The sequence below is a fragment of the Nocardia sp. NPDC050175 genome (assembly GCF_044459885.1).
Lineage (GTDB): Bacteria > Actinomycetota > Actinomycetes > Mycobacteriales > Mycobacteriaceae > Nocardia.
In genome coordinates this window covers 756,999-770,988 of record NZ_JBITJI010000002.1, presented here as the reverse complement: position 1 = coordinate 770,988, position 13,990 = coordinate 756,999, and the positions used below count along the sequence as shown (strand labels likewise).

The 13,990-nt window shown below is 66.6% G+C and carries 11 protein-coding genes; 8 read left to right on the top strand and 3 right to left on the bottom strand.

What is annotated here, in order from left to right; all coding sequences use genetic code 11:
• Window positions 1–102: 102 nt before the first annotated feature.
• Complete coding sequence (locus ACIBK2_RS09020) at window positions 103–1,194, bottom strand: MAB_1171c family putative transporter (protein ID WP_396965227.1); 1,092 nt, start codon at window positions 1,192–1,194, stop codon at window positions 103–105.
• Between the two features lie 128 nt (window positions 1,195–1,322).
• Between ACIBK2_RS09020 and ACIBK2_RS09015 the strand changes: the two genes are divergently transcribed.
• Window positions 1,323–2,030, top strand: a complete 708-nt coding sequence (locus tag ACIBK2_RS09015; protein WP_396965225.1) for a siderophore-interacting protein — start codon at window positions 1,323–1,325, stop codon at window positions 2,028–2,030.
• Between the two features lie 168 nt (window positions 2,031–2,198).
• Window positions 2,199–3,587, top strand: coding sequence for an alpha/beta hydrolase family protein (locus ACIBK2_RS09010; protein WP_396965223.1), 1,389 nt, complete (start codon window positions 2,199–2,201; stop codon window positions 3,585–3,587).
• A gap of 42 nt (window positions 3,588–3,629) precedes the next feature.
• On the opposite strand, the gene ACIBK2_RS09005 is transcribed toward ACIBK2_RS09010, so the two are convergent.
• Both ACIBK2_RS09005 and ACIBK2_RS09000 read right to left on the bottom strand, forming a co-directional pair.
• Window positions 3,630–5,366 (bottom strand): ABC transporter ATP-binding protein, encoded by a 1,737-nt coding sequence (locus ACIBK2_RS09005; protein ID WP_396965221.1) that lies wholly within the window; start codon window positions 5,364–5,366, stop codon window positions 3,630–3,632.
• Window positions 5,363–7,210 (bottom strand): ABC transporter ATP-binding protein, encoded by a 1,848-nt coding sequence (locus ACIBK2_RS09000; RefSeq protein WP_396965218.1) that lies wholly within the window; start codon window positions 7,208–7,210, stop codon window positions 5,363–5,365. Before ACIBK2_RS09000 ends, ACIBK2_RS09005 begins: the two co-directional genes overlap by 4 nt.
• A 401-nt stretch (window positions 7,211–7,611) precedes the next feature.
• Between ACIBK2_RS09000 and ACIBK2_RS08995 the strand changes: the two genes are divergently transcribed.
• From ACIBK2_RS08995 to ACIBK2_RS08970, 6 genes are all read left to right on the top strand, one after another.
• On the top strand, window positions 7,612–7,806 hold the full coding sequence (locus ACIBK2_RS08995) for a hypothetical protein (RefSeq protein ID WP_396965216.1): 195 nt from the start codon (window positions 7,612–7,614) through the stop codon (window positions 7,804–7,806).
• Between the two features lie 38 nt (window positions 7,807–7,844).
• Window positions 7,845–8,294, top strand: a complete 450-nt coding sequence (locus tag ACIBK2_RS08990; protein WP_396965214.1) for a TIGR03667 family PPOX class F420-dependent oxidoreductase — start codon at window positions 7,845–7,847, stop codon at window positions 8,292–8,294.
• 13 nt (window positions 8,295–8,307) lie between these two features.
• Complete coding sequence (locus tag ACIBK2_RS08985; protein WP_396965212.1) at window positions 8,308–8,886, top strand: putative glycolipid-binding domain-containing protein; 579 nt, start codon at window positions 8,308–8,310, stop codon at window positions 8,884–8,886.
• A 50-nt stretch (window positions 8,887–8,936) separates the two neighbouring features.
• The gene (locus ACIBK2_RS08980) at window positions 8,937–9,866 is read left to right on the top strand and encodes an RluA family pseudouridine synthase (RefSeq protein ID WP_396965210.1); all 930 of its coding nucleotides are present in this window, start codon (window positions 8,937–8,939) and stop codon (window positions 9,864–9,866) included.
• Window positions 9,867–10,073: 207 nt separating this feature from the next.
• Window positions 10,074–10,817: a CPBP family intramembrane glutamic endopeptidase gene (locus ACIBK2_RS08975; RefSeq protein WP_379286662.1), complete on the top strand. Its 744-nt coding sequence runs from the start codon at window positions 10,074–10,076 to the stop codon at window positions 10,815–10,817.
• A 245-nt stretch (window positions 10,818–11,062) separates the two neighbouring features.
• Window positions 11,063–13,963, top strand: coding sequence for a hypothetical protein (locus ACIBK2_RS08970; protein WP_396965207.1), 2,901 nt, complete (start codon window positions 11,063–11,065; stop codon window positions 13,961–13,963).
• The last annotated feature ends 27 nt before the right edge of the window (window positions 13,964–13,990 follow it).

Below are 13,990 nucleotides of genomic sequence, written 5' to 3'. Positions count from 1 at the left end.
ATCCGAGGGGACATCGGCACCTCCGTACACGTCCAAGTGATCAGCGGGAGCCGATCCTACGGTATCGACCTGACCTCGATGGCCGCCGGCAGCGACCGCGGATCAACGCACGAGCGCGGCCTCGGACGCCGCGGTACGCGCCGTCGGCCAGACCCGAGCCAGGTCGAGCAGGCGGTCCAACTCGGTATCCCGATCCTCCGCGATGAGCTCGTACCGGTCTCCCACCACGACCGTGCCCGCCGGTTCGCTGCCGCGTTGTTTGCCTTCGACGGCCAGCGCGATCTGCGCGGCATACTTTTCGACGGACTGCTCGCGCCGATCACCAGGCGGTATGTACTGCTTCAAATGCTGCAACGCGTCCTGAATCTCGACGAGCATGCGGTACAACCGAAGCTCGGGGTCACGGCCAGCGGGTCCCTGCTCCAGCACGATGCCGGGCACCGCGGTGGTGAGGTCGCGCCACAGTGGCAACAGCCGCCGACAGCGGCGGCCTGCGCGATCCCATCCGGCCCGAGCGAGCAGCACTGCGAGCACCGGCGCCGACAGCAAAGCGGTGATCATGAGAAAAGTGAGGCAGGACGCCGTGGTCCAGTCCGCGGGCGGGCTGTCGGCCGGCCTGCCGCCGACCACCCGAACACCGGACACGACAGCGGCGTAAGTCGCGTATATGCCCGCAAGCAGCAGCGCCGAGAAAACCAGCCGTTCCCGAATCGTGGTCCCCGTTACCCGCAGCTCACGCACGCATGCACGCACGATGTGGATGCCGAACAGCCCCGTCGGGACGTTGAAAATCGCCCAGACCAGCGGCGCCTGCCAGCCGAAGCTCGGATCCGTCGGATCAGCCGGACGGCCGATGCACACGACGATCACGGCGCCGACGGCGGCTACCGCGTTGTACAGCGGCTGCCGACGCCGAGCACTGTCTTCGTCCACGCCGGCGAACAATGCCGCGATGCCGTAGGCGTAGGCGAGCGGGTAGGCACCACCGCCGAGGAACATCCGGTACGTCACGTCGGCGACCTCGGTGCCCGTGCCGGCAACCTGAATGGCGGCCGCGCCGGTCATCCAGCTCAGCGCGCGGTTGACAAGACGATTGCCGAACGTCTTGTCCATCAATAGCCAACGGGCCACCACGACAACCAGCGCGAACGTCAGCACCGAGGCCGCGAGCCCGGTCGATACCGTCGGGGTCACCGCGCCTCCCTAGGTCGAACTGACAGCGGCCCAGGATATTACGCGTGATGTTCAGCCTTGGGCCGCCCAGGAATTTCGCAGCGCGGCTACCGCGCGACAATTTAGTTTCGTTAGGCTAACCTAATGACATGGGTAAGGGAATCAATGGTCTGATCATGAAGGCGTGGGGCGGCGCTGACTACCAGCTCACGGTGACTTCCACCGAGTTCGTCACCGACAAGTACCTGCGGCTGGGCTTCACCGCGGGTGGGCTGTTCGCCGACCACCCGGTGCACCCGACGCAATGGGTGCGCGGCTGGTTCCCGGACGGCAGCGACGAGAAGCTACAGCAGCGTGGCTACACCCTCGTCGATCAAGATCCCGACGGCGACCGGTTCTCGATCGAATTCGCCCTGCACAACGGCCCCGCCGCGCAATGGGCGCAAAACGCGTCCATCGGTGACATCCTCGACGTGACAGTCCTCGGGTCGGACTTCCAACTGCCCGAGTCGACACCGAGCGAGTACCTCGTTTTCGGGGACACCGCGTCACTGCCCGCGATCAACTCGCTGCTGGAAGCGATCGGTGACGTCCCGGCCAGGGTCTGGCTGGAATGGCAGTTCGAGTCCGACCTGCAGATTCCCGTGCGCGGCAAGCCACACCACAAGGTGACCTGGGTGCAGCGCATCGATGACGGCCGGTTGCTCCGGGAAGCCGCGCACGAACTCGACTGCCCGGACGGCGCGTTCGCTTGGATCGCCTGCGACGGCCACACCACGCGTTCGATCGTCAAGTCGTTCAAGCAAATGCACGGTGTGCCCAAAACCGCGATTAAATATCAGGCCTACTGGAAGTAGCGCGCCGGTCCGCCGATCGGCGGGGTCCGGGTTCATCCCAGAGGATGACCCGATCACGACCTGCTGTCGACGCGCGATGACGCCCTCGTCCGCCAGGCTTGTACTCGTACTCGAGGCCGGTCGCGCAACACCGGCGTGGCCCGGTGCCGGAGTGGGAGGTCTACTGGCATGTCGATCCTGGATGCGGTACTCGGGTTTGCCGTGCTCGCGTTCGCGGTGACGGCGGTGGCCGCGCTGTCCATCGCGCAGCGGGTGGCGTCCATCGCGCTGCCCGCGTTGCTGGCCGGGTGCGTGGCGCAGTGGCTGATCGAGGGGTTCTACTGGCAGTTCGCGCCGACGTATCTGCTGCTGGCTGCGGCGACCGGACTCGTTGTCTGGCAGCGGAAATCGCGTGGCGGCGGGTGGGCGACGGTCGCCAGGGTCGGAGTCGGACTGCTGCTGGTGCCTGCCGCTCTGGCCTGGGCGCTGGTGCCCGTTCCCAACCTGCCCCGGCCGAGTGGGTCCTACGCCGTGGGTACAGAGGTGCTTCGGCTGGTCGATGCGAATCGGCCGGAGCCGGCCACCGATGCGCCGAACGACCACCGCAATGTCGTTGTGCAGGCGTGGTATCCGGCCGACCCGGCGGCGCACGGAAAGCGGCCGGCCTATCTCGACGGCCGCGGTCGGTTGCCGGAGCGGGTCACGGTACTGCCCAGCTGCATGATGCGTGGGTATGACCGCATCGATACGCACGCCCTGCTCGACGTGCCGGTCAACCCCGATCGGGCCCGCTGGCCGGTGGTGCTGTTCTCCCCCGGATATGGTGCGCCTCGCGCCTTTTACACCGGGCTGATCGCTGACCTGGCCAGTCGCGGGTTCGTTGTACTCGCTGTCGACCATCCCTACGAGGCGGCGGTCACCGAACTCGCCGACGGAACCATCGCGACGCCGCACGAGCGCTTTCTCGACGACGATCCGGACCAAACCCGTTATATGAGCGGACAACTCGACGTGCGTACCGCCGATCTGCGTTTCGTGGTCGATCAGCTCGAGCGCCCGGACATCATGGGCTCCAGGCTTTTCGGGCACCTCGACACCGAACATGTTGCCGCGATCGGGCATTCGTTCGGCGGGGCGACCGCGGCCGCCGCACTGGCGACCGATCCTCGGCTCAAAGCGGCGGCGAATATCGACGGCACGCTGTACGGCACGCTGCCGCAGCAGTCGTTGACGAAGCCGTTCCTCCTGCTGGAAAGCGATCACGAGGAAACCGGCCACGGCGCAGCGTATCTGGACGGCAATCGTGCGCTGCTCGCCCGACTACAGGCGGGCGGCTTCCGCTACGAGATCGCCGAGGCCAACCACTACAGCTTCACCGATGCCCCGCGGTTCTTCGCCGATCCCGCCAGATTCCTGATGGCCCACCTGATGGGCGGCGCCAGGGGACCCCGGCAAACACAGCGGGCCACCAACGACATACTGACCGCGTTCCTGCGTGAGCCGTTCGGTGGCGGTCGCGGTGATGTCGCGGCGGCCGCGGCGCGCTACCGGGATATCCACGGTGGGCCGGTGCGCTAGACCTACTCGCGACGATCGACGACGCGAGCAGGCCAGTTTCGATCAGACCGCGACCGGCTCCAGCCGCCAGCCCGTCGCGCGGGAGCGCTCGTTCCAGAAGTCGGCGTAGCGCCCCTCCGCCGCCAAAAGCTCAGCGTGCGTGCCACGCTCGACGATCCGGCCGCCGTCCAGGAACAGGATCTGGTCGGCGTGCGCGATGGTCGCGAGCCGATGCGCGACCACGATGACCGTCTTGTCCTTGGTCAGCTGATGCACACCGCGCACCACCACCGCTTCGCTGTGCGGGTCGAGCGCGCTGGTCGCCTCGTCGAGCAGCACGATCGGCGCGTCCTTGAGCAGCGCGCGAGCGATCGAAACCCGTTGCCGCTCACCGCCGGACAGCGCGACACCGCCCTCGCCGACCGCGGTGTCGAGACCGTCCGGCAACCGTTCGACGATCTCGTCCACGCTGGCCGCCTCGGCCGCGCGCCAGACCTCGGCTTCGGTCGCGTCGGGGCTACCGATCCGAATGTTTTCCGCGACAGAACGATTGAAGAGGTAGACGTTCTGGAAGACCAGCGACAGCTGATTCAGCAGGGTCTCCGCTGGCTGGTCACGCACGTCGTGTTCGCCGACAACGACCCGGCCCGAGTCGGTGTCGTAGAACCGCGCGGCCAGTCGGAGCAATGTGGTCTTGCCCGCGCCGCTCGGTCCGACGATCGCAGTGGTGGTGCCTGCCGGCACGCTGAACGTCAGGCCGGAAAGGACAGGCTCACCGGGGCGATATCCGAAGCTCACATCATCGAATACCACCGATGGAACGCCCGGCGTGACAGCGGTCTTCGCCTCGGGCAGCACCGGCTCGGCCAACAGGTCGGTTACCCGGTCGACGGCGGAGGCGGCGGCACGCAAGCCATTGCTGAGCTGGGCGGCCTGATTCAGCGGCTCGATGAAACGGGAGCTGACGGCGATCAGCGCGATCGCGGCCGCAGCTGAGATCGCGCCGTCGGTGACCCGGCCTATCACCACGTAGGTCAATACCAGGAAGACCGCTTGCACGAACAGCGAGAACACGATCAAGCCGGGCACCGCGGTGAACACCATCCTGATCATCGCCGAACGCTGGCGGTGCAGTGCCGAGTCGAGCGCACGATTGCCCGCACCGACCGCACCGAATGCCCGCAGCACCGGCTGCGCCTGGGCGAATTCGACCACGCGCGAATCGGCCTCGGACGCGGCGGCGTGCGCGCGCTGATCTGACCCTGTGTATGCCCGGTTGGCCAGGGCGTTCACCAGAAAGAGCACGGGCGCCGCGACCAGCATGGTGAGCGAGATGCGCCAGTCGATGAACAGCATGCCGACCGCGACTCCGAGCGGAACCACGATGCTGTTGAGCACCTTGGCAAGCAAATAGGCGACGGTGCCCTGGATTTCACGCACGTTCTCCACCGCGATCCTGGACAGCTTTCCGGCACTGCGGGTTTCGAACCAGCCGAGCGGAAGTGCGTTGAGGTGATCGCCGATCCTGGTCTGCAGGCGAAGCTGCAGACCGACCGCGATGCGCAGACCCAGGACCGTCTGGAGATAGCCGAATATCGCTACGCCCGCGATGGCCGCGATCATCAGCAATGTCCAGAACCAGGCCCGGCCGAGATCGCGATCCAACAGCGCCGACAACACCGGAACGAGCAGCAGATACGCGGCCGCCTGGCTCAGCGCCTGCGCGGTGATCGCGGCGAACAATTTCGGTGTCAGCGGGGCGAACTCGTCCGGGACGAGCCCGAGCACCTTGCGAATCATCGCGCCGCCTCCTTTTCGATGAGGGAGACGGCACCGAGCGCCGCCTCATTGATTTCCCAGAGCCGCTGATAGGTGCCACCGGCGGTATGCAGGCTCAGGTGGTCGCCCTGTTCGACGATGGTTCCGTTCTCCAGCACCAGGATTCGGTCGACGCCGGTGATGGTGTGCAGCCGATGCGCGATCACCAGAACGGTCCGTCCGGCGACCAGCACGGCGAGCGCGTCCTGCACCGCGGCCTCGGATTCCGGATCCGCGAACGCGGTCGCCTCGTCGAGCACCAGCACGGGACTGTCCGCGAGTAACGCCCGCGCGATCGAAAGTCGTTGTGCCTCACCGCCGGACAGGCTGGCGTCGACGCCGATCTCCGAGTCGTAGCCGCGCGGCAAGGCCATGATCCGGTCGTGGATCTGCGCGGCCCGCGCCGCCCGCTCCAGCGCCGCGTCATCGGCCTGCTGATCGGCCAGTCGCAGGTTCTCCCTGATCGTGCCGCGGATCAGTCGCACGTCCTGGAAGACGAATCCGACGGTGCGATAGAGCTCTTCGGTGGCGAACTCGCGGATATCGCGGCCCCCGATGGTGATTCGACCGGAGTCGACGTCGTAGAAGCGGGGCACCAGCTTGCCGAGGGTCGATTTGCCCGACCCGCTCGGACCGACCAGTGCGGTGAGGGTGCCCGGTCGCAGCTCGAGGTCGAGATCGTGCAGCACCCGATGGTCCGTGCGGTAGCCGAAGCTCACCGACTCGAACCGGACCACGCCATGCTCGGCGTCCACCTCCAGCGAATTCTGCGTCCCGGCAACCAGTTCCGGCGTCTGCTGCAGTTCGTACAGCCGCAGCGCCGCGGCACCTGCGGCGCGCAGCGCCTGTCCGCCGTAGCCGAGCCCGAGCAGCGAACTGCCGAGCCCGAGGCCGACCAGCAGGAACGGCAACACGTCGAGCGGGCCGAACCAGTCGAGCCCGACGCCGACCAGCCCGGCGAGGACGATCAGCAGCATCACGAACACCGGCGCGATCACCACATCGGCGACGGACTGCAGCCGGATCATCGGCGTCTTCCACCGGTCCAGGCTGCGCGCCTGACCGTCCACCGCCTCCTGGAACTCGCTGTGCGCCTTGCCCGCCTGGCCGAACGCGCGGACAACCTGGATGCCGTCGACGAACTCGATGGTCGCCTCCTGCGCCTGGCGTTCCCACCGGTTGTAGACGGCCAGCTTGTCCCTGTTGTCCTGGTCCATCATCTTGCTGAGCGCGATCGCGTAGGCCACCAATGGAATCAACAGCACCAGCGTCAGGCGCCAGTCGACGGTTACCAGGTAACCGAGGGTGACGACGGGCACGATCACGGCGCCGACGAACTCGAGCCTGGCATGCGCGACCAGATAGTGCAGCGCCTCGACGTCGTCCTGCAGGTACTTCTTCACCTCGGTGGAGGTGCGCTCGCCGAACCAGCCGAGCGGGACCCTGGTCAGCTTGGCCGCGAGCGCCCGGCGGACGGTGAGCTGGTAGCCCGCGTCAACCAGGTGCGACCAGGTCAGCGCGAGCGCCTGCAGCAGGCCGCGGGCCAGCAGCACGAGCATCGCCGCCCACACCAGGCGCCACACCCGATCGGTGTCGACCTGATCGGCGAGCAGCTCGCGACAGGCCTCGACGATCAGGATGAACGGCACGACGGCGCACACCGAAGCGACCGCCATCACAATGCCGGCCAGCGTCAATGTTCGCTGGACCGGCGCGAGAATCTCCTTCCGCGCCAGCGCTTCCTGTTGTTTGCGCGCCTTCTGCACCGCTCGGGGCGGTCGGTTCCGCGTCTCCGCCGCAGGAAGCGGCGCGACCTCCACCGTCATAGGTTGTTGCCTCTCGCCATCGTTGGATCTGCTCAACGAACCGGACTCATCCTCACACAAGATGCGCCAGGAATGTAGGTTAGCCTAAGTTATCTACGCAAGGGCTGGTCAGCGGCGGTAGCCAGAGCCCATCCGGCGCACCGACGGGCGACCCATGTCACATTCGGTCCGAACGGATGTCCATTCGATCCACTTTCAGAAATGTTCGCGTTTATCGCAGAATTGATTGTCGCACTGTGGACTTGTTCCGGCCATCTGCGAAAACGGCGCAATACTCGCGCCTTTCGGCTGCCCGTCATGCGGCGGAATGCTCCATGAACGACGGTCCAACCAGGCCCGATAGCGCCGATACATGGCTAGCTTCTTCTCCATACAGAAGTACCGCGTTTGGAGTCGTGAATATGTTTGTTACACAGGTCATTTCCACAATTGCGCGTTGCTCGGTCGATCCCGGCGAGCTGACACCCGAGCAGGCGCACCGTGCCATGCAGGTGCATTTGAATTGCAGCGTCGACGTGTGCCGGGTGCGCCGTCGCGCGCGCCGGACGCTGGTCGAGGCGCGGCGGATGGTGCTCGACGAGCGGGCGACGCCCTAGCGCGGAATCCTCCCGGCCGTCGCGGTGTTGTTCCCCACATGACCACAACGGCATCCGATCGATCAACGCCCGTCGTCGACCCGAGCACGGCCTTCGGCGCCAAGGTGATCGAGCGCCTCGACAAGGAACCCGTCATCTGGCTGACCACTGTCGGCTCTACCGGGACCCCGCAACCCAACCCGGTGTGGTTCCAGTGGCGCGACGACGAGTTCCTGCTGTTCAGCGAGCCCAACCAGGCCAAGCTGCGCAACCTCGTCCGCAATCCGCGCGTTTCGCTGAACTTCAACAGCACCGAGTGGGGCAGTGACGTCGCGGTGTTCACCGGCACCGCACGCATCGACGACACTCCCGCCTCGCCCGACGAAATCGCCACGTACGCAGCGAAATACGTCACCGGCCTGCAGGACATCAAGCTGACCGCCGAGGAGTTCTTCGCCAAGTACTCCGCGATCGTCCGGATCCGCCCGGATCGCCTGCGCGGCTTCTGATTCGGAGCCCGTGATGTTCGAGCTGCCACACCCGACTGCCGCGTGGCAGCATCGTGGCGCACGCTCCGGTTTCGAGATCGCCTACTTCAAGGTGACCGAGACCGGTGTGCAGATCGACGGATGCACCACGGCCGTCGAGGACGGCGAGGTATGGGCGGTGGATTACCAGATCGTCCTCGACCCGTCGTGGCACACCAGACGAGCCACGGTCGCGACCCGTCGTCGCGGCGGCTGGCACACGGTCCAGCTGAACACCGACGGAGCAGGGAACTGGACGGTCGACGGCGTGCCGAACCCCGCACTGAGCGGCTGCCTCGACGTCGACCTGGAAGCTTCGGCACTGACCAACGCGTTCCCGGTGCACCGGCTCGGCTTGACCATCGATACGACCGCGGATGCGCCTGCGGCCTACGTACACGCCGTCGGGCTGGAGGTGACCCGGCTGGATCAGGGCTACCACCGAATCGACGACGACGGTCCGCACCAACGCTTCGCCTACACCGCACCGCAGTTCGATTTCACCAGCACGCTCACCTACGACGAGTCCGGCTTCGTCCTCGACTACCCGGGCATCGCTCTGCGCGCCCACTGACCGAGGGCGGCAGCGCCCGATGAAATAGCCGACGACTAGGGTCGATGCCGATGAGAAGGCGGCAGAAACCGCCGTTGCCCAAGCGGCACGGCCTGGACCCGGCCCGGCTCCGGCTGCCGGAGGACGGTGACTGGGCGACTATTCGCGACCATTTGGTCGAGCGGCTGCCCCGAGTCGATCCGGCACGTATCGATGAGCTGTTGAGTGAAGGCGGGATCGTTGATCTCGACGGCCCGATCGCGCCCGACGCGCCCTACGCTCCCGGCACCGCCGTGTGGTTCCACCGCGATCTGCCCATCGAGACGCCGGTGCCGTTCGACCTCACCATCGTGCATCGCGACGCGGACCTGCTCGTCGTGGACAAGCCGCATTTCCTCGCGACCATCCCGCGCGGCCAGCACATTCTGCAGACCGCGCTGGTGCGGCTGCGCCGGGAACTGGAGCTGCCGGAGTTGATTCCGGCGCATCGGCTGGATCGGGTGACGGCGGGGCTGGTGCTGTTCATCATCAACCCGGCGCGGCGCGGGGCGTATCAGACGATGTTCCACAAGCGCACGGTCCGCAAGGAATACGAGGCGATCGCGCCGTTCGATCCCGAGCTGGCGCTGCCGCGCGTGGTGCGCAGCCGGATCGTGAAGGAGAAGCACGTGCTCGCGGCGCAGGAGGTCGAGGGCGAGCCCAATGCCGAGACCTCGATCGAGCTGCTGGAGCACCACGACGGGCTCGGGCGGTATCGGCTGCGACCGTTGACCGGGCGCACCCATCAGCTCCGGCTGCACATGAACGGTCTCGGCGTCCCGATCCTCGGCGACGACTTCTATCCGGTGATCACCGATAAGCCGGTGGACGATTTCACCCGTCCGCTGCAGTTGCTCGCGGCGTCGCTCGAGTTCACCGATCCGATCAGTCACGAGCCGCGGCGGTTCGTGACCACCCGCAAGCTGCAGGCCTGGACGGATCCGGCCGGGTGGGCCGGCTGACGGCACTGAAGGTCAGCCGGCCCATGCGCCCGCCGCGGGGCTCAGGCCACGCCGGGCGCGGCTCATTGAACTGAAACAAGTTCTAGTCAGAGTAACCCGAGCGCGACCACGCCACATCGAGTCCCGTATATCCGGCGAATTCGGGTAGGCGGATAGCAAATGACCAATCAAGCGGCGGCCCCGGCACCCATCCGTACACTGGGCGGGATGCTCGCACAGGACCTCGAGGAAGCGGCTGCACCCCGCCACAAATTGCATGCTTATGCCGATGTGGCCGTGGTTGTCGTCGTCTTGGTGGGGACAAACCTGATCGCGCACTTCACCACCGCCTGGGCCAGTATTTTGACCGTGCCCGTGGCCGCCGTCGTGCTGCTGGCGATGATGCGCCGGCGCGGACTGCATTGGCATGAGCTCGGCCTCTCACCGCGATACTGGCGACGCGGGACGCTCTATGCGCTCGGCGCGGTCGGCGTCGTGCTCACCGCGGTCGCTATCGGCGCGATATTGCCGATAACCCGTCCGTTCTTCCTGGCCGATCGCTACGCCACCATCTCCGGGGCGCTGATCGCCTCGATGATCGTGATTCCGTTGCAGACGGTGATCCCCGAGGAGCTGGCGTTTCGTGGGGTGCTGCACGGCACGCTCGATCGGGTCTACGGGGCGCGGGGTGTCTTCGCGGCGGGATCGCTGCTTTTCGGGCTCTGGCATATCGCCTCGTCGCTCGGATTGACCAGTAGTAATCGCGGTCTGTCCGGGTTCGTCGGCGGGGGTGTCGCGGGTCAGCTCATCGGCATTCTGCTCGCCGTGATTGCCACCGCGGGGGCGGGCGTCGTGTTCACCTGGCTGCGCCGCCGCAGCGGGAGCCTGCTCGCGCCGATCGCGCTGCATTGGTCCGTCAATGGTGCGGGCGCGCTGGCCGCCGCCATTGTTTGGCATACAACTTTGTCCTGAACCGACGCCGCCCGACGTCGAAATCGGGCACAGCCCACCGGAATTCCCGCCGGTATTCGGCCGCATTCCGAACCGCCGTCGACGGCGTGTTGCTCAAATCGGCGTGTCACAAGATCAGCGAAGTATTCGCACTGGTTTTCGAGCGTCGGCATTGACCTCGGCCGGTGGCCGGTTTAGCCTCAGTGCGATCACACATACGTTCGAGCAAGTAGGTCTGCTGACGATCTGCTCCGGGAAGGCTCGCGATGCGCGACGAACAATCCACCGGTAGTTCCGAGATCGCCGCGTTGGCGCAGCGGGTCGAGACGGCTCGCGGAAAACTGCCGCTGCAGCACGACGCCGCGCTGTTCGAGGTGCTATCCGAGGGCGAGATCGGGGCGGAACGCGAACTCGCGGAATGGGTTCGGGCGCAGCGACGCAAGCAGCGCCGTCGGGCGGTCGAAGAGGAACTGGCCGCCGAGAAGCGAGACCGGCGCAGCGCGGGCAAAATTCGGCGCGCCGACGAGGCGGACGAGCGGTGGCATCGGCGGGCGCTGGCCGCGCGACGGCGGGTATCGAGCGAGGATGCGCGGCTGGCGCAGTTGTATCGGCGGGCCGAGTGGTCCTCGCGGGCGCTGATCGCCGTTGTCGTGCTCGGCATGGTGTGGGCCGGCGTGAACGTGCAGCACAACCTGGTACCGAGCGGGGACATGACCGACCCGCTGTACTGGTTGAGCTACGGGATCGAAGCGATGATCTCGATCCCGATCATCACCATCATGGTCGCCGCGACCACCGCCGCCCGCTGGGGCCGCGAGCTCGCACGCGGCAAGGTGGTGTTCTTCGAAACCGCACTGCTCGGCACCACCATCGCGCTGAACGCGGGACCACACCTGGCCTCGGGTTCCTTCGGACGCGCCGCGGAATACGCGATCGCACCCGTCATGGTCGGGGTCGTGATCTGGTTGCACGCGTGGGTTTCCGCGCGGTACGCGCTGCTCATCGATGGGGCGCCGGTGGTGGATCGGGATGCGACGGTGGTTCGGCATCGCGTCAGCGACCGGGACGCGCGCGTCGGGCTCACCGTCGATGCGCCGGACGATCGGCGCTGGTTGCTCAGCGGAGTCGATCCCTACGCGGCAACCACCGCGGCTCGGCTGCCTGGCGCTGAAGTCGGTCCGGTGGAAGACGTCGACACGTTGACGGATCGATCGCGGACCGACCATACGGAGCCCGTCATCGCGGCGTCGACCAATGGGCATGCGGTGCGGGGATTCTCGGCTGATACTGCGTACTCGCTGACCGACGTGCCTACCGACTCTCGATCGTTGACTAACGGGCAAGCTGTTCAGGCGTCCTCGGCAGATGCTGTCCGCCAAGCACCCAACGACTCTCAGCTGTCGATCAACGGACACGCGGTGCGGGCCTCTTCGGCCGACACTGCTCATCGACTGCCCGATGCGCCCAACGAGCACAACTCGCGAGCGGCAACCAACGGACATGCCGTTGAGGCGTTCTCGGCCGACGCTGCCTACCCACTGACCGCCACGCCCAACGACTACAACGCGCGACCGGCAACCAACGGACATGCTGCGCAAGCGGTTCCGACTGGTACTGCCGACCCGCTGCCCGACACATCCGGCGACTACGACTCTCAGCCGTCGACTAACGGACACGCCGTGCCGGCGTCTTCGACCGAACCCGCCCACCGATTGCCCGACGCACCTAGCGGCTACAACGCGCGGCCATCGACCAATGGCCATGCCGTTCAGGCGGTTCCAGCCGACACTGCCGACCGGCTGCCACAAGCTCCCGACAGCTACGACTCCCGGCCGTCCACCAACGGGCATCCCGTGCGGGCCTTCTCAGGCGACACTGCGCACCCACTGACCGACGCACCTAGCGACTCGCGACCGGCGACCAACGGACATGCTGTTCAGGCGTCCTCTGCTGACACGGCCCATCGACTGCCCGATGCGCCCAACGACTACAACGCGCGGCCGCTGACCAACGGGCATGCCGTTCAGGCGGTTCCGGCTGACGATCATCACCAGGAGCAGTCACCGGTCGGCGCGCATGAGTCCGACAATGCCGGGGTCGCGATTCCGTTCTCGGCAATCAACGGCCACCCGCTGTCTGCGGAGCCGCGTGACTCGCGCTCTACCGCATCAGTCGACAACGCTCGTTCCTCGACTAACGGCATTGCGGCACAGGCTGACTCGGCAAACGGTTCCCGCCAGGCGGCGGGCCCGAGCGCCGCCGAGACATCTGACCAACAGTCGTCGCGCAGCAACGCCTCCAACAATGGTCATTCGTCCGCGACCAACGGCCACGCTGCCACCAACGGACACGCGGTGACGAACGACCACTCGACGATCACGAATGGGCACGCTGTCACCAACGGGCACGCTGTGGATGGCGAGCGCCCCGCACGGACCAACGACCAGCCGGTCAACGGGATCAACCGCACCACACCGACCAACGGTGACACGGCACCAACCAACGGCCACGCCGTCGACAATGGCCGCGTCGTGCCGACCAACGGTCACGCCGCTCTCAACGGCCATGCCATGCAGCTGTTTCCGGTGAATGACATCCCGCGCAAACGCACCGATCCCGACACCGTCACCCCGGCTCCCGAAACGACCACCGACGCCCATCGCGGCGACGAGCCAGAAGAGCCTCACACTGGTGACCCCATTCGTAAGGCCGCCGCAACGATCGCCGACACTGTCGCCCAGGCGATCTCGGGTGAGGCTGCTCCCCGCCCCGCCGCCAGCCGCCGAAAGTCAGCCACCCACACCACCTCCGAGACCGAGATCGAACAGCTGGTCTTCGACGAGAACCTCGAGCCGCCGCGTCCCACCGTGCGCACCGCGCCTGCCGGCATGGTCGGCCGCATCCCCGTCGAGGTCGAGGTGGACCCGGAGCTGGTGGACGACGAGGACGAGATCGATGAGGACGAAATCACCGCTCTCGCACGCGAGATCACTCGTCGCGGCATGTCGAACCTTTCCGTCGAGCAACTCACCCAGATCTTTCGTCTCGCCGACGAATCCTGGCTGACCCCGGGCATCGCCAACGAAGTCGGCGTCTCCCGTGCCGCCGTGGCCCGGGCGGTGGAGGCGGGGATCAAGGTCCGCCGCCCCTACGCCATCAGCGGCTGACATACACGTGAGCTGGTCGTCACGCGA

Coding starts and splice junctions, on each gene's coding strand:
- ACIBK2_RS08970 (WP_396965207.1), top strand. CDS start 11,063: ATGCGCGACGAACAATCCACCGGTAGTTCCGAGATCGCCGCGTTGGCG.
- ACIBK2_RS08990 (WP_396965214.1), top strand. CDS start 7,845: ATGACCACAACGGCATCCGATCGATCAACGCCCGTCGTCGACCCGAGC.
- ACIBK2_RS08995 (WP_396965216.1), top strand. CDS start 7,612: ATGTTTGTTACACAGGTCATTTCCACAATTGCGCGTTGCTCGGTCGAT.
- ACIBK2_RS08980 (WP_396965210.1), top strand. CDS start 8,937: ATGAGAAGGCGGCAGAAACCGCCGTTGCCCAAGCGGCACGGCCTGGAC.
- ACIBK2_RS08985 (WP_396965212.1), top strand. CDS start 8,308: ATGTTCGAGCTGCCACACCCGACTGCCGCGTGGCAGCATCGTGGCGCA.
- ACIBK2_RS09010 (WP_396965223.1), top strand. CDS start 2,199: ATGTCGATCCTGGATGCGGTACTCGGGTTTGCCGTGCTCGCGTTCGCG.
- ACIBK2_RS08975 (WP_379286662.1), top strand. CDS start 10,074: ATGCTCGCACAGGACCTCGAGGAAGCGGCTGCACCCCGCCACAAATTG.
- ACIBK2_RS09000 (WP_396965218.1), bottom strand. CDS start 7,210: ATGACGGTGGAGGTCGCGCCGCTTCCTGCGGCGGAGACGCGGAACCGA.
- ACIBK2_RS09015 (WP_396965225.1), top strand. CDS start 1,323: ATGGGTAAGGGAATCAATGGTCTGATCATGAAGGCGTGGGGCGGCGCT.
- ACIBK2_RS09005 (WP_396965221.1), bottom strand. CDS start 5,366: ATGATTCGCAAGGTGCTCGGGCTCGTCCCGGACGAGTTCGCCCCGCTG.